The sequence below is a fragment of the Mesorhizobium sp. WSM4830 genome, from assembly GCF_055811495.1.
On record NZ_JBVVQI010000003.1, the window covers coordinates 179,454 to 197,936 of the forward strand.

22 protein-coding genes are annotated in these 18,483 nt (G+C 61.9%); 7 read left to right on the forward strand and 15 right to left on the reverse strand.

The features are described from left to right. Window positions 1–26 precede the first annotated feature (26 nt). Window positions 27–251, forward strand: a complete 225-nt coding sequence (locus AC0L2Y_RS05700; protein ID WP_473554834.1) for a hypothetical protein — start codon at window positions 27–29, stop codon at window positions 249–251. Next, on the forward strand, window positions 248–1,225 hold the full coding sequence (locus AC0L2Y_RS05705) for a DMT family transporter (protein WP_473554483.1): 978 nt from the start codon (window positions 248–250) through the stop codon (window positions 1,223–1,225). The genes AC0L2Y_RS05700 and AC0L2Y_RS05705 overlap by 4 nt, the downstream gene beginning before the upstream one ends. Here AC0L2Y_RS05705 and AC0L2Y_RS05710 read toward each other — a convergent pair whose 3' ends face one another. From AC0L2Y_RS05710 to AC0L2Y_RS05720, 3 genes are all read right to left on the reverse strand, one after another. After that, window positions 1,226–2,044, reverse strand: coding sequence for a helix-turn-helix domain-containing protein (locus tag AC0L2Y_RS05710; RefSeq protein ID WP_473554484.1), 819 nt, complete (start codon window positions 2,042–2,044; stop codon window positions 1,226–1,228). Window positions 2,045–2,149: 105 nt separating this feature from the next. Continuing rightward, a complete protein-coding gene (locus AC0L2Y_RS05715) occupies window positions 2,150–3,031 on the reverse strand; it encodes a uracil-DNA glycosylase (protein WP_473554486.1) in 882 nt (293 codons plus the stop codon). A 38-nt stretch (window positions 3,032–3,069) separates the two neighbouring features. Then, window positions 3,070–3,714 (reverse strand): hypothetical protein, encoded by a 645-nt coding sequence (locus tag AC0L2Y_RS05720; RefSeq protein ID WP_473554487.1) that lies wholly within the window; start codon window positions 3,712–3,714, stop codon window positions 3,070–3,072. Here AC0L2Y_RS05720 and AC0L2Y_RS05725 point away from each other — a divergent pair. The 3 genes from AC0L2Y_RS05725 to AC0L2Y_RS05735 all read left to right on the forward strand — a co-directional run bounded on the left by AC0L2Y_RS05725 (window position 3,665) and on the right by AC0L2Y_RS05735 (window position 6,341). Then, window positions 3,665–3,847, forward strand: a complete 183-nt coding sequence (locus tag AC0L2Y_RS05725; protein ID WP_352490949.1) for a hypothetical protein — start codon at window positions 3,665–3,667, stop codon at window positions 3,845–3,847. The two genes, AC0L2Y_RS05720 and AC0L2Y_RS05725, sit on opposite strands and share 50 nt — an antisense overlap. A gap of 106 nt (window positions 3,848–3,953) precedes the next feature. Further along, the gene (locus AC0L2Y_RS05730) at window positions 3,954–5,633 is read left to right on the forward strand and encodes an electron transfer flavoprotein-ubiquinone oxidoreductase (RefSeq protein ID WP_352490867.1); all 1,680 of its coding nucleotides are present in this window, start codon (window positions 3,954–3,956) and stop codon (window positions 5,631–5,633) included. Window positions 5,634–5,744: 111 nt separating this feature from the next. Then, window positions 5,745–6,341 carry a DUF922 domain-containing protein gene (locus AC0L2Y_RS05735; RefSeq protein WP_473554490.1) on the forward strand — a complete coding sequence of 199 codons (597 nt, stop codon included), beginning with the start codon at window positions 5,745–5,747 and terminating at the stop codon, window positions 6,339–6,341. 30 nt (window positions 6,342–6,371) lie between these two features. Here AC0L2Y_RS05735 and AC0L2Y_RS05740 read toward each other — a convergent pair whose 3' ends face one another. From AC0L2Y_RS05740 to AC0L2Y_RS05760, 5 genes are all read right to left on the reverse strand, one after another. Further along, window positions 6,372–7,409: an endonuclease/exonuclease/phosphatase family protein gene (locus AC0L2Y_RS05740; RefSeq protein WP_473554492.1), complete on the reverse strand. Its 1,038-nt coding sequence runs from the start codon at window positions 7,407–7,409 to the stop codon at window positions 6,372–6,374. Between the two features lie 79 nt (window positions 7,410–7,488). After that, the gene (locus AC0L2Y_RS05745) at window positions 7,489–8,991 is read right to left on the reverse strand and encodes an AMP nucleosidase (RefSeq protein WP_352490870.1); all 1,503 of its coding nucleotides are present in this window, start codon (window positions 8,989–8,991) and stop codon (window positions 7,489–7,491) included. 190 nt (window positions 8,992–9,181) lie between these two features. After that, a complete protein-coding gene (locus AC0L2Y_RS05750; protein ID WP_352665914.1) occupies window positions 9,182–9,376 on the reverse strand; it encodes a hypothetical protein in 195 nt (64 codons plus the stop codon). Between the two features lie 31 nt (window positions 9,377–9,407). After that, window positions 9,408–9,560, reverse strand: a complete 153-nt coding sequence (locus tag AC0L2Y_RS05755) for a hypothetical protein (protein ID WP_353025481.1) — start codon at window positions 9,558–9,560, stop codon at window positions 9,408–9,410. A 209-nt stretch (window positions 9,561–9,769) separates the two neighbouring features. After that, complete coding sequence (locus AC0L2Y_RS05760; protein WP_473554494.1) at window positions 9,770–10,114, reverse strand: DUF2147 domain-containing protein; 345 nt, start codon at window positions 10,112–10,114, stop codon at window positions 9,770–9,772. Between the two features lie 459 nt (window positions 10,115–10,573). On the opposite strand from AC0L2Y_RS05760, the gene AC0L2Y_RS05765 reads away from it, so the two are divergent. Both AC0L2Y_RS05765 and AC0L2Y_RS05770 read left to right on the forward strand, forming a co-directional pair. Further along, window positions 10,574–10,840, forward strand: coding sequence for an SEL1-like repeat protein (locus AC0L2Y_RS05765; protein ID WP_010915070.1), 267 nt, complete (start codon window positions 10,574–10,576; stop codon window positions 10,838–10,840). Between the two features lie 387 nt (window positions 10,841–11,227). Continuing rightward, window positions 11,228–12,349 carry a branched-chain amino acid ABC transporter substrate-binding protein gene (locus AC0L2Y_RS05770; protein ID WP_473554496.1) on the forward strand — a complete coding sequence of 374 codons (1,122 nt, stop codon included), beginning with the start codon at window positions 11,228–11,230 and terminating at the stop codon, window positions 12,347–12,349. Between the two features lie 98 nt (window positions 12,350–12,447). On the opposite strand, the gene AC0L2Y_RS05775 is transcribed toward AC0L2Y_RS05770, so the two are convergent. From AC0L2Y_RS05775 to AC0L2Y_RS05805, 7 genes are all read right to left on the reverse strand, one after another. After that, entirely contained in the window at window positions 12,448–14,436 is a 1,989-nt protein-coding gene (locus tag AC0L2Y_RS05775) for an acetyl/propionyl/methylcrotonyl-CoA carboxylase subunit alpha (RefSeq protein ID WP_473554498.1), read from the reverse strand. Between the two features lie 112 nt (window positions 14,437–14,548). After that, window positions 14,549–14,923, reverse strand: coding sequence for a hypothetical protein (locus AC0L2Y_RS05780; protein ID WP_352709429.1), 375 nt, complete (start codon window positions 14,921–14,923; stop codon window positions 14,549–14,551). Between the two features lie 44 nt (window positions 14,924–14,967). Continuing rightward, on the reverse strand, window positions 14,968–15,348 hold the full coding sequence (locus AC0L2Y_RS05785; RefSeq protein WP_352490876.1) for a hypothetical protein: 381 nt from the start codon (window positions 15,346–15,348) through the stop codon (window positions 14,968–14,970). A gap of 30 nt (window positions 15,349–15,378) precedes the next feature. Then, window positions 15,379–15,753: a hypothetical protein gene (locus AC0L2Y_RS05790; protein ID WP_352490877.1), complete on the reverse strand. Its 375-nt coding sequence runs from the start codon at window positions 15,751–15,753 to the stop codon at window positions 15,379–15,381. Between the two features lie 45 nt (window positions 15,754–15,798). Further along, window positions 15,799–16,209, reverse strand: coding sequence for a hypothetical protein (locus AC0L2Y_RS05795; RefSeq protein WP_473554500.1), 411 nt, complete (start codon window positions 16,207–16,209; stop codon window positions 15,799–15,801). Between the two features lie 80 nt (window positions 16,210–16,289). Beyond that, a complete protein-coding gene (locus tag AC0L2Y_RS05800) occupies window positions 16,290–16,820 on the reverse strand; it encodes an O-acetyl-ADP-ribose deacetylase (RefSeq protein WP_473554503.1) in 531 nt (176 codons plus the stop codon). A gap of 1 nt (window position 16,821) precedes the next feature. Continuing rightward, window positions 16,822–18,429: a carboxyl transferase domain-containing protein gene (locus tag AC0L2Y_RS05805; RefSeq protein WP_473554505.1), complete on the reverse strand. Its 1,608-nt coding sequence runs from the start codon at window positions 18,427–18,429 to the stop codon at window positions 16,822–16,824. Window positions 18,430–18,483 lie beyond the last annotated feature (54 nt).

Genomic DNA, 18,483 nt, shown 5'->3' on the forward strand with positions numbered 1-18,483 from the left:
TTCCCAAGCATCATCGCGAGGCTTCCATGACCGTCGTCACGCCGAAATTCGGAATGAGCGCCTCTGTGTTGCGTCGCGAGCATAGGGCCTTCATCAAGGGCGCGCGGGAGGCGGGTACGATCGGGTCGACGCCTGCCGCGCTCGATGCGGTGACCGACGCGCTCTACCGCACCTACGGCATCAGGCATATCGACATGCCTGCAACGCGGGCGTGCATCTGGGCAGCGATCAAGGAAGCAAAAGGGGCGTGACAGCCAGACCGGATTTGCCAGTGCTTGCTGCTGGCGACCTTGCCGGCGAGCACAGCACGCTGACCGGGATCGTGCTCAAGGTCGTATCGGTGGCGGTCTTCGTCGGCATGTCGTCCTGCATCAAGGCGGCAGGCACCGTGCCGGCGGGCCAGATCGTCTTCTTCCGCTCCTTCTTTGCCATCTTTCCGATCATCGCCTTCCTCGCCTTCCAGGGAAAACTCGGCACCGCCTTTTCGACAAAGCGCCCTCTCAACCACATTGCGCGCGGCGTTGTCGGTGTCTGTGCCATGGGGCTCGGCTTCTTCGCGCTGACGCGGCTGCCGCTGCCGGAGGCGATCACGCTGAACTACGCGCAGCCGCTGCTGGTCGTGGTGTTCAGTTCGATCTTCCTCGGCGAAGCCATCCGCATCTATCGCTGGAGTGCGGTTGCCGTCGGCCTGGTCGGGGTGCTGATCATCTCATGGCCGGAACTGACGCTGCTCAGTTCGGGCGCTGCCCTTGGCGATCAGGAGGTGCTCGGCGTGATCGCCGCCCTCATAGCCGCGGCGATCTCGGCCATCGCCATGCTCCTGGTTCGTAACCTCGTCCAGAGCGAGCGGACGGCGACCATCGTGCTGTGGTTTTCGGTGACCGCGAGTGTCATGGCGCTGCTTTCGCTGCCGTTCGGCTGGCAGGCGCTGACGCCAGTGCAGGCGGGGCTTCTGATTGCCGCCGGTTTTTGCGGCGGGCTTGGCCAGATCCTGATGACCTCGGCCTATCGCCATGCTGAGGCTTCCGTCGTGGCACCCTTCGAATACACTTCGATGATCCTCGGCGTCGTCGTCGGCTATCTGGTCTTTGGCGACGTCGCCACGATCAACATGCTGGTCGGCGGCATGATCGTGGTTGCGGCGGGGATTTTCATCATCTGGCGCGAGCGCCAGCTGGGTCTCGAACGCACCCGCACCCGCAAGGCCGTCGCGCCGGAAGGGTGATCAGCCCTTCGCTGCGTCGGTCCGCTGTTTCGCCAGCCGCATCAGTACCGCCCGCGTCTGCTCGTCGGCGGGGAAAAAAGATTCGATCGCCAGCTCCGACAGCGTCACGTCGAGCGGCGTGCCGAACACGGTGATGGTGCTGATGAACGACAGCACCGCGTCGCCATGGGAAAGCTTGAGCGGATGGACAATCGCGTTCGGTTCGACCGGCGCCGGCCGGCTGCCTTTAAGGCCGGACGGATAGGCCCGAAGCTCGCGCTCGAGCTCGACCAGAACCGGATCGGCGGTAGCGTCGTTCTGCCGCTTCAGCCGCTCCAGAAGATGCGTCCGCCACTCCGCAAGGTTGACGATGCGCGGCGCGACGCCGCCGGGATGCAGGCTGAGGCGCAACACGTTGACCGGCGGCTTCAGCAGGGAGGCATCGGCGACATTGGCGAGGAACGGGCCGATGGCGGCATTCGCCGACACCAGGTTCCAATGCCGGTCAACGGCAAGCGCCGGGAACGGCTCGTGCGCCTTGAGCACGGTCTCGACCGCCGCCATCGCCGGTGCCATCGAGGCATCGTCAAGTGGTCGTTCGCTGAAGCTCGGGGCAAAGCCGGCGGCCAGCAGCAGCTGGTTGCGCTGCCTGAGCGGGATCGAGAGCTGCTCCGACAGATGCAGCACCATATCACGCGAGGGTGCGGCGCGGCCGCTTTCCACGAAACTCAGATGCCGCTGCGAGATCTCGGCCTCCATAGCAAGGTCGAGCTGGCTCATGCGCCGGCGTGTACGCCATTCGCGAATGAGACTGCCGGCGGAAATCTGGGCTGCTGTCATGACGGGATGACTAGGCCGGCAGTGGGCGCATTTCAATTACCTGCGAGGTCATGATGCCGCTCTTCCTTCCACGCAAGGGGAGAACGGAAGACGCGCTCTGCACCATTACCCAAGCGCCCGCAACTTCGCCTTCACTTCGAGGAAATCCCGCCATGCCAGCTTCTTGTGCGCCGGCGTTCTCAACAAATAGGCCGGATGCAGGGTCGGCATGGCGGGAATGGCGACGCCAGACGGGGTCGTGTGGACGCGCCAGTTGCCGCGCAGCCGCAATATGCCTTCGGAGGTGTTGAGCAGGGTCTTTGCCGACGGGCCGCCGAGATTAACCAGCACCTTCGGATTGACCAGCTCGATCTGCCGCTCGATGAACGGCCGGCAGATCTCGGTCTCGTGCGGGGTAGGCGTGCGGTTGCCCGGCGGCCGCCAGGGAATCACGTTGGCGATGTAGGCAGATGTCCGGTCAAGACCGATCGCGGCCAGCATGCGGTCGAGCAGCCGGCCCGAGCGGCCGACGAACGGTAAGCCCTCTATGTCCTCGTCGCGCCCCGGCGCTTCGCCGATCAGCATCACCTCGGCAGTCGGATTGCCGTCGGCGAACACAAGGTTCTTGGCGGTGAATTTGAGATTGCAGCCGTCGAATGCCGCCATGTGCTGGCGAAGCTCGTCGAGGCTTGCCGCCGATCTCGCCAGTTGCCGCGCCAATGCCGCCTGCGCCTCGTCGGGCACCGTTGACATGGCCGGGGACGTTCGCACTGCCGGTGCCGTATTGGGTCTCTCGCCCATTTCGGCGCGCGACACGCTCGTCGAGCGTTGTGGCGTCGCATTTTCACCGGCCGGCATAGCGGCCGCCGCAGGAACCCGCGCCGGTGGCCTGGCTTCTGCAAACCTGTTTACCGGCTGTTCTTCAAGTGCTTCGTCGACGCCGGCGCTGGCGTAGAAGGCCAGCAGCTCGGCGAGATCGGCTCGGCTATTGTGGGGGGCGGCAGTCATGGTTTTCACATTCGACCGCGGCGCTTGAATTTGCAAGTTCAGCTCGACGGTATGCGCGGATCCTGCACCAGATAGAACGTCCAGCGCGGCGTATAGTCGGTGATCAGGAAATAGAAGCTGGCGGTCTTCAGCGGGTCGATCTTGCCGTTCTTGAACAGCAGGCGGTCATAGGGTTCGAAATTGCGGTCGAAATCGGCGTAGCTGGTCGACCAGATATTTTCAGGCGTCTTGTTGCGCTGGTCAAACGACAGCCCGTCGCCGAACACGCTCGGCTGGTCGAGGATCTCCTGGAGTTCGAACTGGAACTCGACCCAGGCCTGGCCGCTATTGTTGAGCACGTCGATGCGCATATACATCAGACCGTTGGCGAAGTCTCCAGCCTTGCCGAACGGCTGGATCGGCTTGGTCGTGCGAATGGCCAGCGTTACCGGTGTCGCTGAATTCAGCTCTTCGGTGATGACCAGCGGATCCTCTTTCGTGCCGATGCCGGAAGCCCCGGTGATGCGGAAGCCGCCGCGCTCGTCGGAAAAGGAATAGGCGCCGGTCGCCCAGACCAGTTGCCGCTCGGCATGGGCATCGAGGGCCGTCAGCGGCAGAAGCGCCAAGAGCGCCGCACGGCAAATCCGGCCGGGCGTGAAAAAAAAGCGCGTCGATGAAAAGCCAGCCGGCCCGAATATGCGCATGGCGGGAAGTATGGCCGATAAGCAAGCCGTCGAACAATTAAAAACATCGGTGCGACATATCTGTGCAAACGGAATAGGATTGAAGATTGATGCTCGCCACGGCGAGTCTGTGCGGCAGGACGCGACTTTTTGACGAAATCGGTATTGTCACGTCCGCGCCGGTTTCCCGTCGCTATTTGATGCGCTATGCAGCGCGTGAGCCAGCAAAATGCCGGAAATGGCGAGCCAGTGAGGGGTCGATGAGCGATATCGAACGCGAAAGCATGGAATTCGACGTGGTCATCGTCGGCGCCGGCCCGGCCGGCCTTGCCGCCGCGATCCGACTCAAGCAGGTCAACCCCGAGCTTTCCGTCGTCGTGCTGGAAAAGGGCGGCGAAGTCGGCGCGCACATCCTGTCCGGCGCCGTCGTCGATCCGATCGGCATCGACCGGCTGCTGCCCGGCTGGCGCGAAGAGGAGGGTCATCCCTTCAGGACACCGGTCACCGATGACCATTTCCTGGTTCTCGGCCCCGCCGGTTCGTTCCGTCTGCCCAATATCCTGATGCCGCCGCTGATGAACAATCATGGCAACTATATCGTCTCGCTCGGCAATGTCTGCCGCTGGCTGGCGACAAAGGCCGAGGCGCTGGGCGTCGAGATCTATCCGGGCTTTGCCGCGGTCGGCCTGCTCTACAACGAGGCCGGTGCGGTCACCGGCGTCGTCACCGGCGACATGGGTGTCGAGAAGGACGGCACGCACGGTCCGGGCTTTGCGCCGGGCATGGCGCTGATGGGCAAATATGTCTTGATCGGCGAGGGCGCGCGCGGCTCGCTGGCCAAGCAGCTGATCGCCAAATACCACCTTTCCGACGGCCGTGAGCCCGGAAAATACGGCATCGGCCTCAAGGAACTCTGGCAGGTCAAACCGGAAAACCACCGGCCGGGCCTTGTCCAGCATTCCTTCGGCTGGCCGCTCGATATGAAGACCGGCGGCGGCTCCTTCCTCTACCATCTCGAGGACAATCAGGTGGCAGTCGGCTTCGTCGTTCACCTGAACTACAAGAACCCCTATCTGTCGCCGTTTGACGAGTTCCAGCGCTTCAAGACCCATCCGGCGATCCGCGGCACCTTCGAAGGTGCCAAGCGTCTGGGCTATGGTGCCCGCGCCATCACCGAAGGCGGCTGGCAGTCGGTGCCGAAACTGTCCTTCCCCGGCGGTGCGCTGATCGGCTGCGCGGCCGGCTTCGTCAACGTGCCGCGCATCAAGGGCTCGCACAATGCCGTGCTCTCGGGAATGCTGGCGGCCGAGCATGTCTGTGATGCGATAGCCGCCGGCCGCACCAATGACGAGCTGGCCTCCTACGAGGCCGCCTGGCGCGCCACCGATATCGGCAAGGACCTGAAGAAGGTGCGCAACGTCAAGCCGCTATGGTCGCGCTTCGGCACCATTGTCGGCGTCGGCCTTGGCGGCCTCGACATGTGGCTGAACACGCTGTTCGGCTTTTCGCCCTTCGGCACGATGAAGCACGGCAAGGCCGACCACGCCACGCTGGAACCGGCCGCCGCGCACCAGAAGATCGCCTACCCGAAGCCGGACGGGGTGCTGACCTTCGACCGGCTGTCGTCGGTGTTCCTGTCCAACACCAACCACGAGGAGAACGAGCCGGTGCATCTGCTTGTCGCCGACATGGACCTGCAGAAGCGCTCCGAGCATGACGTCTATGCCGGGCCCTCGACGCGTTACTGCCCGGCCAGCGTCTACGAATGGGTCGACAAGGACGGCAATGCCGCCGCCGATCCTACGGCTAAGGATGTGCGCTTCGTCATCAACGCGCAGAACTGCGTGCACTGCAAGACTTGCGATATCAAGGACCCGAACCAGAACATAAATTGGGTGCCGCCACAGGGCGGCGAGGGCCCGGTCTACCAGAACATGTAAGTCACAAGGTTTGCTCCGGACCAAACAAGATGAGGAGCAGCGCAACCGTAGGATTGTTGAATAGACCGCCTGCCTGTGTTTCCTTTCTGTGGCGACAGGGAGGAAGGAAAAATGCGTCTGGCAGTTCTGACGAGCGCTGTGGCGATCGGGGCGTTGTGCACCCCTTCAGCCTTGGCCGACACTAAAGTATTGGTCAAGACACGAACTTATAACATTGCCGGAACCACCGGCGCGGCCCTGATCGAGGCCATGGATCGCGGTGGGCCGAAGCACGGCTTCATGACCCACGCCATCGCGCAGACCGGCTACAGCGTCGATGATTGGACCTTCGAAGCCTACACGGAAAACGGCGTCTGCCGCCTGCGCCAGGCCAACGGGACGCTCAATCTCTTCTATACCTATCCCAAACTAGCCTCAGCCACGTCGCCGGCGCTGCAGAAGCGGTGGAAGCGGTTCTTCGCTGGCGTCCGCGCCCATGAAGAGACCCATGGCCGCATCGCCAGACAGATGATGCGGGCCACCGAAAAGTCGGTTCGAGGGCTGACAGTCGGTGATGACCCGCACTGTTTCGCGGCACGTCGCGAGGCAAAGCGCCGGATCAATGCCATCTATGCCGAATACGAGGCAAAGCAGATCGCCTTTGATGCGCACGAGCATCGCGACGGCGGCCCTGTCGAGCACCTCATCCGCGCTTTTGTGGGCCAGTAATAAGCCAGGTCGAGATTGGACTGCGGATTTTCAGCTTCGCGTCCCGCCAGGCAGCGCCGCAAGCGCGGTCGCCGTCTGGTGCTCGTCGAGCGGCTTTTGTTCATCCGACCGTAGCGAAAACTCCACCAGCACCGGCAGATGGTCTGAGCCGGTGTCCTCAAGGGTCGACGCCGAACGGATAACGATGGCGCCCTTGCTGAAAACCTGGTCGATCGGCAGTCCGGCGAAGCGCAGGAAATCCGGCAGCCTTCTGTAGAGCCAGGTCGGCCCGACCGACGGCATTACAGTCAGCTTGCCAAGCGATGCGACGCGCCGGACGGCGGCGCTCCATGGCGCTGCGTTGCAGTCGCCTGCGAGGATCGACGTCTCACCAAGCGAAGCGATTTCGTCAGACAACCCTCCAATCTGCCGTGATTGGTTGTGGGGCCATGGCCAGGTGAGGTGGATGGCGGCGACATCAACGTCGGTTCCGCCGAAATCGACCGTGGCGATCGCCATCGCGCCGCGGCTGTCGCAGTGCGGCTCCGTGCCTATGGCAAACGGTCGTCTGGACAGCAGCGCAACGCCGAATACGCCATTGGGATACGGGCACAGGATCCGGTAGGGATAGGCGCCGGACAGCAGCGCAAGCTTTGCCTTCCACATCTCAGACACCTCATCGAGGGTGATCACATCAGGCTGCGTCCGGCCGATCAGCGACAGCACCTTCTCAGGCGTTGGATTGTTGAACCTGAGGTTCATCTGCAGCAGGCGGTAGACTGGCTCGTCACCGGGTTTGGCTTCGTAGGCGGCCAGCACCTGCCATAGCCGCGAAAGCGGCAAGGCATTCGACGTGGTGGCAAACGCGGCCACCGCAAACAGCAATGCGGCCGCGGCCTGCAGGCGAAACGAGGTGGCGAGCAGCGGCAGCGCGCAAAGTGCCATCAGCACGGAAAAATGGACGCGGAAATGAGCAAAGGAATCGAGGGCCGGATGCAGCGATCCGAGAAACCCGGCCACCAGCGCGGCCGAAAGTGCAAGCATTGCGACGAATGCCAGCGCAACCGTCATGTCCAGAACACGTGCCATCGCTTTGTCTATCGGCAGAAGTGCGGCTCAATCAAGATGACGAAATGTCCTGACCTGGACCGACACATGCGATTCGGCATTACTGGAAGGCAGTTTCCGAAAAGCTCCTGAGCTTGCGCGAATGCAGTCGCTCCATCGGCATTTCAGCCAGCTTCTCCATCGCCCTGATGCCGATGGTCAGGTGCTGCGCTACTTGCCGCTTGTAGAACTCGGTCGCCATGCCCGGCAACTTCAATTCGCCATGCAGCGGCTTGTCGGATACGCAAAGCAGCGTGCCATAGGGCACCCGGAAGCGGAAGCCATTGGCGGCGATCGTCGCCGATTCCATATCGAGCGCGATCGCGCGCGACTGCGACAGCCTCTGCACCGGCCCGCGCTGGTCGCGCAGCTCCCAATTGCGGTTGTCGATAGTGGCGACGGTGCCGGTGCGCATGATGCGCTTGAGATCATATCCGGAAAGCCCGGTGACCTCGGCGACCGCTTCCTGCAGCGCCACCTGGATTTCGGCTAGCGGCGGGATCGGCACCCAGACCGGAAGATCGTCGTCGAGGACATGGTCTTCCCGTACATAGGCATGCGCCAGCACATAATCGCCCAGCGCCTGCGTGTTGCGCAGGCCGGCGCAATGGCCGAGCATCACCCAGGCATGCGGCCGGAGCACCGCAATATGGTCGGTGATCGTCTTGGCGTTGGAAGGACCAACGCCGATATTGACCATGGTGATGCCGCCATGGTTCGGCTTCTTCAGATGATAGGCCGGCATCTGCGGCAGGCGAGATGGCGCAGCACTCTCACCGGGCGCGCCGCCTCCCACTTTGGTTACGATGTTGCCCGGCTCGACGAACTCGACATATCCGTCACCGCCATTGGCCATCAATTCGCGTGCACGGGCGACGAATTCGTCGATATAGAATTGGTAGTTGGTGAACAGCACGAAGTTCTGGAAATGCTGGGGGCTGGTCGCCGTATAGTGCGACATCCGGTGCAGCGAATAATCGATGCGTTGCGCGGTGAACGGTGCCAGCGGCCGTGCCTCGCCCAATCCCACTTCGAACGTGCCGTTGGCGATCTGGTCATCAGTGCCGTCGAGGTCCGGCACGTCGAACAGGTCACGGATCGGCCGTTTGATGCGTTCGGCAGCAGTGCCGTCGACATGGGTGCCTTCGAGGAAAGCGAAATGCAGCGGGATGGGAGTGGTCGATTCCGAGACCGTGACCGGAACGCCGTGGTTGCGCATGATCAGGCGAAGCTGTTCGGTGAGGTAGCTTTCGAAAAGAGCAGGCTGGGTGATGGTGGTTGAGAAATGCCCCGGCGTCGGCATGTGGCCATAGGCCTGCCGCGAGTCGATCTGTGTGAATGAACTCGTGGTGACGCCGATCTCCGGGTAGAAGGCCCGGTAGCGCTTGTTGTTGTCACCGCCCGCGGCGAGCGCGGTAAATGAATCGCGCAGGAACTTGGTATTGCGGTCGTAAAGCACCTGCAAGGCGGCAACCGCCTTCTTGGCATCGTCGAAGCTCTGTCGGCTAAACGGCTCCGGCGTAACGACAGATTCAATGGCTCGGGGATAGATTCGCTTTTCCATGACCCAATATAGAGAGTTGGGTGCGCCGTTGGGAGGGGGTAAGGCGGTTTCAGGACGCGCTGTGGGCGTTTTTCTTCCCAGTGGCCTAAAGCGCGTCGCGCCCGTCCGGCCTCATGTGACACGCTTCAGGTTCCTGCTATCATGCATGCCGTCGTCGCAAAACCGCTGCACACTTTTTGCGCGACATGCATCAGCCGCGCCGCAAGCTGACCAGCAGCACAAAGCCGACGCCGGACTTCCTCAGCGCAGGCGCCTCGATGGTCGAACCTGCATCGGCGCGCATCGTCGGCACGGCCAGGACCGGGGCCGCCAGGAGCATCAGGATGAGCGCCGTCCGCGGCAGAAGCCGAAGGGTCTTGACGACATTGGCGGTGAGGCGGGTCATGGCGTGGTTTTCTATGTCTCGCTGGACGGGTTCAGTGGCGAAGCTGGTTCGGGCAACCGAGCCGGCAGGAAATGGCGACGTCCCAGGCGCGGGCCGGCCGGCCGGCTTGGGCGACAAGGACGGCGAACAACATGCCGAACAGGCTCATCAGCAGGCAGACAATGGTGAAGCGGCGGGCAAGCATTGCGCGGTGTCTCCTTCAACACGCATGACAATGCCTTGCCCTGGCTGAACCGGCTCTGATCCCGGCGTTCATCTGGGGTTCAAAATGGTTGATGATCTCTGAGAGGGCCCGCCTTGAGTGCAGCTACCTATGGCGACGCCATTGCTGCGAGACCGATAACATGAAAACGGGGCCGACTGGCCCCGCTCACCCCGGCAGGAAGGGCACGATCAGAGCTTGTGCCAGGTCTGGCTCTTGCAGATCAGCCCGCCGAGCACGCAGCCGCTCATCTTGAGCGAACTGCCGGAAAGCGAAGCCTTGCCCGAATAGGTCTTATCGGTTTCCGGGTCGGTTATGGTGCCGGCATATTTGTTGTCGCCGGCCACCTTCAGTGAACCGATATGCTTGCCGGCAAATTTGCCGGATTTGAGCGTAATCGAAAATGCTCCGCCGCCACCAGAAATGGCGGCAGTCGATCCGGCTTGCGTTTTCCAATTGCCTTCGATCGGATCGGCCCACGCCGCGCCGGTCATCATTATTGCGGCCGCGAGGGCCAGGCTCACTTGTCGAAACATGTCTTTCCTCCCTCAGGCAAGTCCAATCGGGCTCCCTCCAAGCTGTCTGCCCCTTACGCAAACGTAAGCTAGTCCAGCTCCCGGAAAAACAAAAGCGGTGCCGCGACGGAAGGGTCGCGGGTTTTTGCCCGCTCCCGAACGGCCGCGCCGGCGAAAAATGAAACGGGCCGCACACGTCTTTGTCTTCTGTGGTTAGCGGAGTCTTGATCCGCGCCTCGCAAGTTTTCTTCAAATTTTGTGCAAACCGGCGCGATTGCTGGCTTTGTATCCTTAACGAATTTTCGCGTTTACCTCTTGTTTTAGCTTTGTTTTCTTCAAATTAAGCACGCCATTTAACGACGGATTCAAGCCTCCGCGGCATTCTCGAAAGCATCGAAAGAGCGGCCGCCCCCGAAGGTAATCAAGGACACCGAGGGACAGACGGAGACAGCTCTCGGGAGCCAGAACAGGGGATTTGAAATGGCACGTTTTGAAATGCTTGAAGCCGGCTTCGGCGCCATGGGGGCAACTGCCCAGGCCGATATTCTTTTCGAGTTGGGCATGATGTATGCGACCGGCCGCGATTGCGAGACCGATGTCGTCGCCGCCCACAAATGGTTCAACATCGCCGCGATCAAGGGCTCGGCCCGCGCCGCGGAACTGCGCTCTGAATTGTCGGCCGCCATGTCGAAGGTCGAGATCGCCAAGGCGCTGCGCGAAGCCCGCGAATGGATGACGATGCACTGAATTCGCCGGCATCGACTTCACAGGGGTACTGACCTCACAACAGGGACGCTTCGGGTCAAGGCCGCGCAGAGGGCTGGACCCGAAAATCAAGGCCGCGCAAGACGGCTGGGCCAACAAGGACACGGCAGGCGGACGAGCCGTGCAATAAACCGTACAAACAGGGAAGGCGAGCGGATCCCGGTGCTGATACCTCGGTAAGCTCGATGACAAAAGCCGCGACCGGCCGGAACAAGGCTGGCGCGGCTTTGTCTTTGGGACCGCGTGTTGCAGGCCCAATCGAGCGCCGACGATGCGTCTAGACAGCTCCGGTGAAGGATGAAATTCTCCCGCCACTCTGGAAGAGGCGCGGCCGGGATGGCCGCGCGAGAGTGGAGGAGTTATGTCGCCATGAAGAAATTCAGTATTTTCAGCGCAGCCATATTTGGCCTGATGATGAGCGCGCCGGTCGCCTTCGCCGATGACATCACCTTTTCGGTGGTCGGACCGATGACCGGTCAGCTTGCCACCATCGGCGATCAGTTCAAACACGGAGCGCAAGCCGCTGCCGACGCGATCAACGCGGCCGGCGGCGTCGACGGCCGCCAGGTCAAACTCGACATCGAGGACGACCAGTGCGATCCGAAGCAGGCGGTTTCGGTCGCCAACCGCATCGTCGCCAATGGTGTCAAGTTCATCGACGGCCATGCCTGTTCGGGCTCCAGCATCCCGGCCTCTGCCGTCTATGCCGAAGCCGGTGCGCTGATGATGAGTCCAGCTTCCTCGAACCCGGTGCTGACCGACGCAGCGGCGAAAGCCGGCTGGCCGACAATCATGCGTCTCTATACGCGCGACGACGCGCAGGGCGCTTTCATCGGTCCATGGATCGCCAAGAAATATGCCGGCAAGAACGTCGTCATCCTGCACGACAAGAGCGCCTATGGGCAGGGCGTCGCCGATGTCGTCAAGGCAACGATGAACCAGAACGGTCTCAACGAGATCCTCTATGAGGGAATCAACGCCGGTGAAAAGGACTACGCGGCGCTTGTCACCAAGCTCAAGGACCTGAAGGCTGACGTCGTCTATTTCGGCGGCTACCACCCCGAAGCCGGCCTCATCCTGCGCCAGTCGGCGGAACAGAACCTGAAATTCCAGCTGATCATGCCGGACTCGATTGCCACGCCGGAATTTTGGCAGGTTTCCGGCCCGGCCGGCGAAGGCACCATGTTCGTCTTCCCGTCGGATCCGCAGGCGAAGCCCGAAGCCAAGGAAGCCATCGCCAAGATCAAGGCCGGCGGCTTCGTGCCGGAGGGCTTCACGCTGTTTTCCTATGCGGTGATCCAGGCCTTCGCCGAAGGCATCAAACGCGCCGGCAGCGACGATCCGGCAAAAGTCGCCGAAGCGTTAAAGAACGGCCAGCCGATCAGCACGGTTGTCGGCTCAGTCACCTTCGACGAGAAGGGCGACCTCAAGAACGTCAGCTACGACATCAACCAGTGGCACGACGGCAAATACGCGCCGATCCAGCCGTGATGGCCGCGGCGCCGCAAGACGCGCTGCTGTAGTCGAACATGGCCGGGGTCAAACCCGGCCAGGTTGTTTTTGGCGACGCCTTTGTGACGCGTTCGAGATCACTTCGTGGATAGGGAAACAGCAGCCAGCTGAGGTTCCTCGGCAAAGCGAACCAGCACGGTCCCGTCGGTGACCTGCGCGCCTTCGGCAGCGATCTCGGCGATAACCCCGTCATGCGGCGCGGCAATGGTGTGCTCCATCTTCATCGCCTCCAGGATCAGCAGCGGCTGGCCCTTGATCACGGACTCGCCTCTGGCTGCACGCACCAATTTGACCAGGCCGGGCATTGGCGCGCGCAGGCTGCCGGAAGCGACCGCGGCTTCGTCGGCTCGCGCCAGCGGATCCGGCACGGCGAAACCGTAGCCGATGGCGCCATCGAAGACCGTGACGTGGCCCGGCCAGCGGGCGAGGCGAGGCGCCGCGCGAAGATCATGCGAATTGACGCTCTCATAGGGCGCATCCAGCGCCACCTCGAACCGTCCGTCCGGCCGCACCGACACACGCGCGACGATCTCCTGCTCGCCAAACTTCAGCAGCGTGCGCCGCGCTACAGCGTGGAAATGCGCATAGCCGGCCAGCGACGACCAAGGATCGTCCGAGGATGACAAGTCGCCCGCACCGGACGCGGCAAGTGCCGCGGCGGCAATCGTCTCGCCGCTCGGCGACGGAACCGCCGTCAACGCCTGCTGATGCCTGGCGATCAGGCCGGTATCGACATCGCCCGCCGCAAAATCCGCATCAGCGGCCAGCGCGGCAAGAAAGGCAGTGTTGACCGTCGAGCCGGCGATTTCGGTCTGCGACAGCGCTGCGCCAAGTGCCGTGAGCGCCGCCCGTCTATCCTTGCCATGAACGATCAGCTTAGCGATCATCGGGTCGTAAAACGGCGAAATCGCATCACCGGCGCGCACACCGCTTTCGATGCGCATGGTCGCACCCTCCGGTGCCGGCTGCGGAAATTTCAAATGGTGCAAGGTGCCGGTCGCCGGCAAAAACCCTCTTGCCGCGTCCTCGGCATAGATGCGCGCCTCGAAGGCGTGGCCGGAGAGCGCGATCTCGCTCTGCGCCTTCGGCAGTTTTTCGCCGGAGGCTACCCGCAACTGCCACTCGACCAGGTCGATGCCGGTGACCATTTCGGTGACGGGGTGCTCGACCTGCAGGCGGGTGTTCATTTCCATGAACCAGAAACGGTCGGCCTTCAGACCTTGCGAGGCATCGACGATGAACTCGATGGTACCGGCGCCGGAATAGCGGATTGCCTTGGCGGCTTTCACCGCCGCCTCGGTCATCGCCTTGCGCAGTGCCTGCGTCATGCCCGGGGCAGGCGCCTCCTCGATCACCTTCTGGTGGCGGCGCTGCGCCGAGCAGTCACGTTCGTGAAGATGTACGGCGTTGCCGAAATTGTCACCAAACACCTGCACTTCGATGTGGCGCGGCTTGTCGACATATTTTTCAACCAAGACGCGGTCGTCACCGAACGCGGCTTTCGCCTCGCGCCGCGCGCCCGACAGTGCTTCAGAAAAATCATCAGGATGCTCGACGCGCCGCATGCCCTTGCCGCCGCCGCCGGCGCGCGCCTTGATCAATACGGGGTAGCCTATCTCGCGCGCCTTGGAGGCGAGCAACACGATCTCCTGCGCTTCACCATGGTAGCCCGGAACGACAGGCACGCCGGCCTTTTCCATCAGCCGCTTGGCCGCGTCCTTCAGTCCCATGGCACGGATCGAGGCCGCCGACGGCCCAATGAAGATCAGCCCAGCGGCCGCGACCTGGTCGACGAAGTCGGGGTTTTCCGAAAGAAAGCCGTAGCCCGGATGGATGGCCTCGGCACCTGTGGCCAAGGCCGCCGCGATGATCTTGTCGCCGCGCAGATAGCTTTCGTTGGCCGGAGAGGCGCCGATATGCACCGCTTCGTTGGCCATTTCGACATGCAAGGCGTGAGCATCGGCGTCGGAATAGACGGCGACGCAGCGCACACCCATCCTGCGTGCCGTGCGGATCACCCGGCAGGCGATCTCGCCACGGTTGGCGATCAGGATCTTGGCGAACATCGGGCCTCCACAGGCAGAGCTTGCCGCCAACGGTGCGAATTCTCGTCACGCGAGCTGCGGCGATGCCCCGCTTTGTAGTCTGGCGGTCAAAGGGTAGGCAAGCGAGGCCTGCCTACTTCGAGGCCGCGATTTCGCAAGCTCCCCCGGTCGTGACCTTGTAACGGTTGCGGGTGGCCTGGCAGGATTTCATCGCCATATCCTCGGCAGCCTTTTGCGAGGGCGCATTCAAGCGCGAGCCGCACATGATGTACAACGAACGCACCCGGGAATACGGAGTGGTCGCATAAGCTGAATGGCCGCTGGCCGCCACATAGGCCTTATATGCCTTGGTGCATGGCCGATCCGCGGTTGCCGGAAAATACGGGTAGAAGCGGACGTCGCCCTTGCTTCCAGCCAGCGATTCCGCCGCGCCGACATTGGGGCTCGAGACTAAAAGCAACCCGGCTATTAGCGAGAAGACTGCTTGTTTGACGCTTATAGATTTCATTTTTCCCACCCATTGGAAACGTTGAAGGCCGGCCGAGTGTCGGCCTATTTGGAGGCAGCTACGGCGCAGGCCCCTGCAGTCGTGACCTTGTACTTGCTGCGCGCGGACTGGCAGGACTTCAACGCCAGTGCTTCAGCAGCCTTCTGGGATGGTGCATTCAGATAAGCACCGCAAATAGTGAATTCGGTTGCCCAGTTGAATGGCGTCATCGCATAAGCCGAGTGACCGCCAGCCGCCACGTAGTCCTTGTAATTTTTGCCGCAGCCTCCGATTGTACCCGGTGCAAAATAGACCGGAAAACGGCTGTCGCCCTTGCTTCCCGCCAGCGATTCGGCGGCGCCGACATTCGGTGCAGAGGCCATAAGCAGTGCAAGTACCGATATGGTTGTTCGCCTGATGGATAAAGATTTCATTGCCCAGCCCATTTGAGAAACCCCAATACTGTAGATATTCGCTTATTTAGAGGCAGCGATTTCGCAGCCCCCACCTGTTGTAACCCTGTAACTGTTGCGGGTGGCCTGACAGGATTTCAACGCCAACTCTTCGGCAGCTTGCTGTGACGGTGCATTCAAGCGCGAGCCGCAGATGATGTACAGCGAACGCACCCGGGAATACGGGGTGGTTGCATAGGCTGAATGGCCGCCGGCCGCTACATAGGCCTTGTAGGCCCTGGTACATTCATCCTTCGGGTTCTGCGGCAAATAGGGATAGAAACGGGTCTCGCCCTTGCTTCCCGCCAACGACTCCGCTGCTGCGATGCCGGGCGCCGTTAACACGAGCAATCCTGCAAATATGGATAAAGTTGTTTTCTGAAAAAGCTGAAGTCTCATCTTCGCCCTATTCCCCATTTCTATCCGGCCCATTGCTGCCGAAAGCTACTTGGAAGCGACTACGCCGCAGCCGCCGACCATGTCCACTTTGAACTTCTTGCGACCGACTTCGCATGACTTAAGCGCGAGCGCTTCGGCAGCCATCTGGGACGGTGCGTTAATGTGCACGCCGCAGACGAAATACAGGACCCTTGCTCCAGTGATGGTTGATGCGTAGGCGGAATGTCCGGCCGCAGCCACATAGGCATTGTAGGCCTGCCTGCAATTGCCTTCCGAGCCTTGCTGAGGGAGATACACGAAGGAACGCTTATCGCCGACTTTCCCAGCGAGCGACTCCGCTGCACCGACGCCAGGCGTCGCTAATATAAGCAACCCCGCAAGTATCTGCACAGTTGTTCTCTGAGAAACCCGCCGTCTCATCTTCGCCCAATCCCCATTGGTATTTGCGATGATCAATAGCCGCGATTCTTTCGTCTGGCCAGATCAAGAAGCAAAAAATAGTTATGGAGATGTGGACGGGTGCCGCCGGCGCAGGGTCACACCCTGCCGAGTGCAGCAACGACCCGCTGATACAATTCGGCCGTCGGCTCGTCGAAGCAGCAGAAAATGACGGTTTCCGGAACGATGTTCTGGCCGATGAAGGCGCTCACGGTACCGACAGCAATTTGCGTCGCCTGATCCTTCGGATAACGGTAGGCCCCGGTCGAGATCGCTGGAAACGCCATCGTCCGGCAGTCCTTTGCGGCGGCGATTTCGAGCGACCTGCGATAGCAGGAGGCGAGCAGTTCGGCTTCTCCTTTGCTGCCGCCTTGCCAGACCGGCCCGACCGTATGGATGATGTAGCGCGCGGGCAGCTTGTAGCCCTTGGTGATCTTTGCGTCTCCGACCTTGCAGCCATTTAGCATCCGGCATTCGAATTCAAGCTCGGGACCGGCCGCGCGGTGAATGGCGCCATCCACACCGCCACCTCCCAGGAGCGAAGTATTGGCGGCGTTGACGATGGCATCGACCGCCAGCTTCGTGATGTCGCCGGTTTGAATGCGAATCCTTCGGCCGATTTCGCTCATCTCACATCCTGAACACGCCGAAGCGTGTCTCCTCGATCTCGGCGTTGAGCGCGGCCGAAAGGCTGAGCGCCAGCACCTCGCGGGTCTTGGCCGGGTCGATGATGCCGTCGTCCCAGAGCCTTGCCGACGAATAGAGCGGGTGGCCTTCGTGCTCGTACTTCATCAGGATCGGCTTCTTGAATTTCGCTTCCTCCTCGGCGCTCCATTCGCCGCCCTTGCGCTCGATGCCTTCGCGCTTGACGACGGCCAGCACCGTTGCCGCCTGCTCGCCGCCCATCACCGAAATGCGGGCATTCGGCCACATCCACAGGAAGCGTGGTGAATAGGCGCGTCCGCACATGCCGTAATTGCCGGCGCCGAAGGAGCCGCCGATGATCATCGTTACTTTCGGCACCTTGGCGGTGGCGACCGCCATCACCAGCTTGGCGCCGTCCTTGGCGATGCCGCCGGCCTCGTATTTTCGCCCGACCATGAAGCCGGTGATGTTCTGCAGGAAAATCAGCGGCACCCTGCGCTGGCAGCACAACTCGATGAAGTGCGCGCCCTTCAGCGCGCTTTCCGAAAACAGCACGCCGTTGTTGGCGACGATGCCGACCGGCATGCCGCTGAGGTGAGCGAAGCCGGTGACCAGCGTGGCGCCGTAATTCTGCTTGAACTCATCGAACTCGGAGCCGTCGACGATGCGGGCGATCACCTCGCGCACGTCGTAAGGCTGGCGCAGATCCGTAGGCACGATGCCGTAGAGTTCATGTGGATCGTGAAGCGGCGGAATCGATTTCTGCAAGGCCAGGCTTACATTCTTGTTCCGATTCAGGTTTTTGACGATACGCCGGCATATGGCCAGCGCATGCTCGTCATCGAGCGCATAATGGTCGGCAACGCCGGAAAGCCTTGTGTGCACGTCGGCGCCACCGAGGTCCTCGGCGGTGACGTCCTCGCCGGTGGCCGCCTTCACCAGCGGCGGCCCGCCGAGAAAGATGGTTGCCTGGTTGCGCACCATGATTGTCTCGTCCGACATCGCAGGCACATAGGCGCCGCCGGCCGTGCACGAACCCATGACGCAGGCGATCTGCGGAATGCCGGCAGCCGACATGTTGGCCTGGTTGTAGAAGATACGGCCGAAATGATCGCGGTCGGGAAACACCTCGTCCTGGTTGGGCAGATTGGCGCCGCCGCTGTCGACCAGATAGACGCAAGGCAGATTGTTCTGTAGCGCGATCTCCTGTGCACGCAGATGCTTCTTCACCGTCAGCGGATAATAGGTGCCGCCCTTCACCGTGGCGTCGTTTACGACGACCATCACTTCGGTGCCTTCGACGCGCCCGATGCCGGCGATGAGGCCGGCCGAAGGGACGTCCTCGCCATACATCGACCAAGCGGTGAACTGGCCGATCTCGAGGAAGGGCGAGCCGGTATCGAGCAATTGGGCGAGGCGTTGCCGCGGCAGGAGCTTGCCGCGCGAGACGTGCCGTTCACGCGCTTCCTCCGAGCCACCGCGCTCGATGGCGGCAGCTTTTTCAGCGATGTCGGCGACCAGCGCCCGCATGCGCTCGGCATTGGCGTGGAAGGCGTCGGAGGCGGGCGAGATCTGGGTTTGCAGCGGGGCCATTGCTCTATCGTTTCCTAAAAATCCTTGATGCCGCTAGGCAATCAGTATATCAGC

Coding starts and splice junctions, on each gene's coding strand:
- AC0L2Y_RS05750 (WP_352665914.1), bottom strand. CDS start 9,376: ATGACCCGCCTCACCGCCAATGTCGTCAAGACCCTTCGGCTTCTGCCG.
- AC0L2Y_RS05715 (WP_473554486.1), bottom strand. CDS start 3,031: ATGACTGCCGCCCCCCACAATAGCCGAGCCGATCTCGCCGAGCTGCTG.
- AC0L2Y_RS05720 (WP_473554487.1), bottom strand. CDS start 3,714: ATGCGCATATTCGGGCCGGCTGGCTTTTCATCGACGCGCTTTTTTTTC.
- AC0L2Y_RS05790 (WP_352490877.1), bottom strand. CDS start 15,753: ATGAGACTTCAGCTTTTTCAGAAAACAACTTTATCCATATTTGCAGGA.
- AC0L2Y_RS05745 (WP_352490870.1), bottom strand. CDS start 8,991: ATGGAAAAGCGAATCTATCCCCGAGCCATTGAATCTGTCGTTACGCCG.
- AC0L2Y_RS05770 (WP_473554496.1), top strand. CDS start 11,228: ATGAAGAAATTCAGTATTTTCAGCGCAGCCATATTTGGCCTGATGATG.
- AC0L2Y_RS05765 (WP_010915070.1), top strand. CDS start 10,574: ATGGCACGTTTTGAAATGCTTGAAGCCGGCTTCGGCGCCATGGGGGCA.
- AC0L2Y_RS05755 (WP_353025481.1), bottom strand. CDS start 9,560: ATGCTTGCCCGCCGCTTCACCATTGTCTGCCTGCTGATGAGCCTGTTC.
- AC0L2Y_RS05735 (WP_473554490.1), top strand. CDS start 5,745: ATGCGTCTGGCAGTTCTGACGAGCGCTGTGGCGATCGGGGCGTTGTGC.
- AC0L2Y_RS05710 (WP_473554484.1), bottom strand. CDS start 2,044: ATGACAGCAGCCCAGATTTCCGCCGGCAGTCTCATTCGCGAATGGCGT.
- AC0L2Y_RS05785 (WP_352490876.1), bottom strand. CDS start 15,348: ATGGGCTGGGCAATGAAATCTTTATCCATCAGGCGAACAACCATATCG.
- AC0L2Y_RS05805 (WP_473554505.1), bottom strand. CDS start 18,429: ATGGCCCCGCTGCAAACCCAGATCTCGCCCGCCTCCGACGCCTTCCAC.
- AC0L2Y_RS05760 (WP_473554494.1), bottom strand. CDS start 10,114: ATGTTTCGACAAGTGAGCCTGGCCCTCGCGGCCGCAATAATGATGACC.
- AC0L2Y_RS05780 (WP_352709429.1), bottom strand. CDS start 14,923: ATGAAATCTATAAGCGTCAAACAAGCAGTCTTCTCGCTAATAGCCGGG.
- AC0L2Y_RS05700 (WP_473554834.1), top strand. CDS start 27: ATGACCGTCGTCACGCCGAAATTCGGAATGAGCGCCTCTGTGTTGCGT.
- AC0L2Y_RS05740 (WP_473554492.1), bottom strand. CDS start 7,409: ATGGCACGTGTTCTGGACATGACGGTTGCGCTGGCATTCGTCGCAATG.
- AC0L2Y_RS05775 (WP_473554498.1), bottom strand. CDS start 14,436: ATGTTCGCCAAGATCCTGATCGCCAACCGTGGCGAGATCGCCTGCCGG.
- AC0L2Y_RS05800 (WP_473554503.1), bottom strand. CDS start 16,820: ATGAGCGAAATCGGCCGAAGGATTCGCATTCAAACCGGCGACATCACG.
- AC0L2Y_RS05730 (WP_352490867.1), top strand. CDS start 3,954: ATGAGCGATATCGAACGCGAAAGCATGGAATTCGACGTGGTCATCGTC.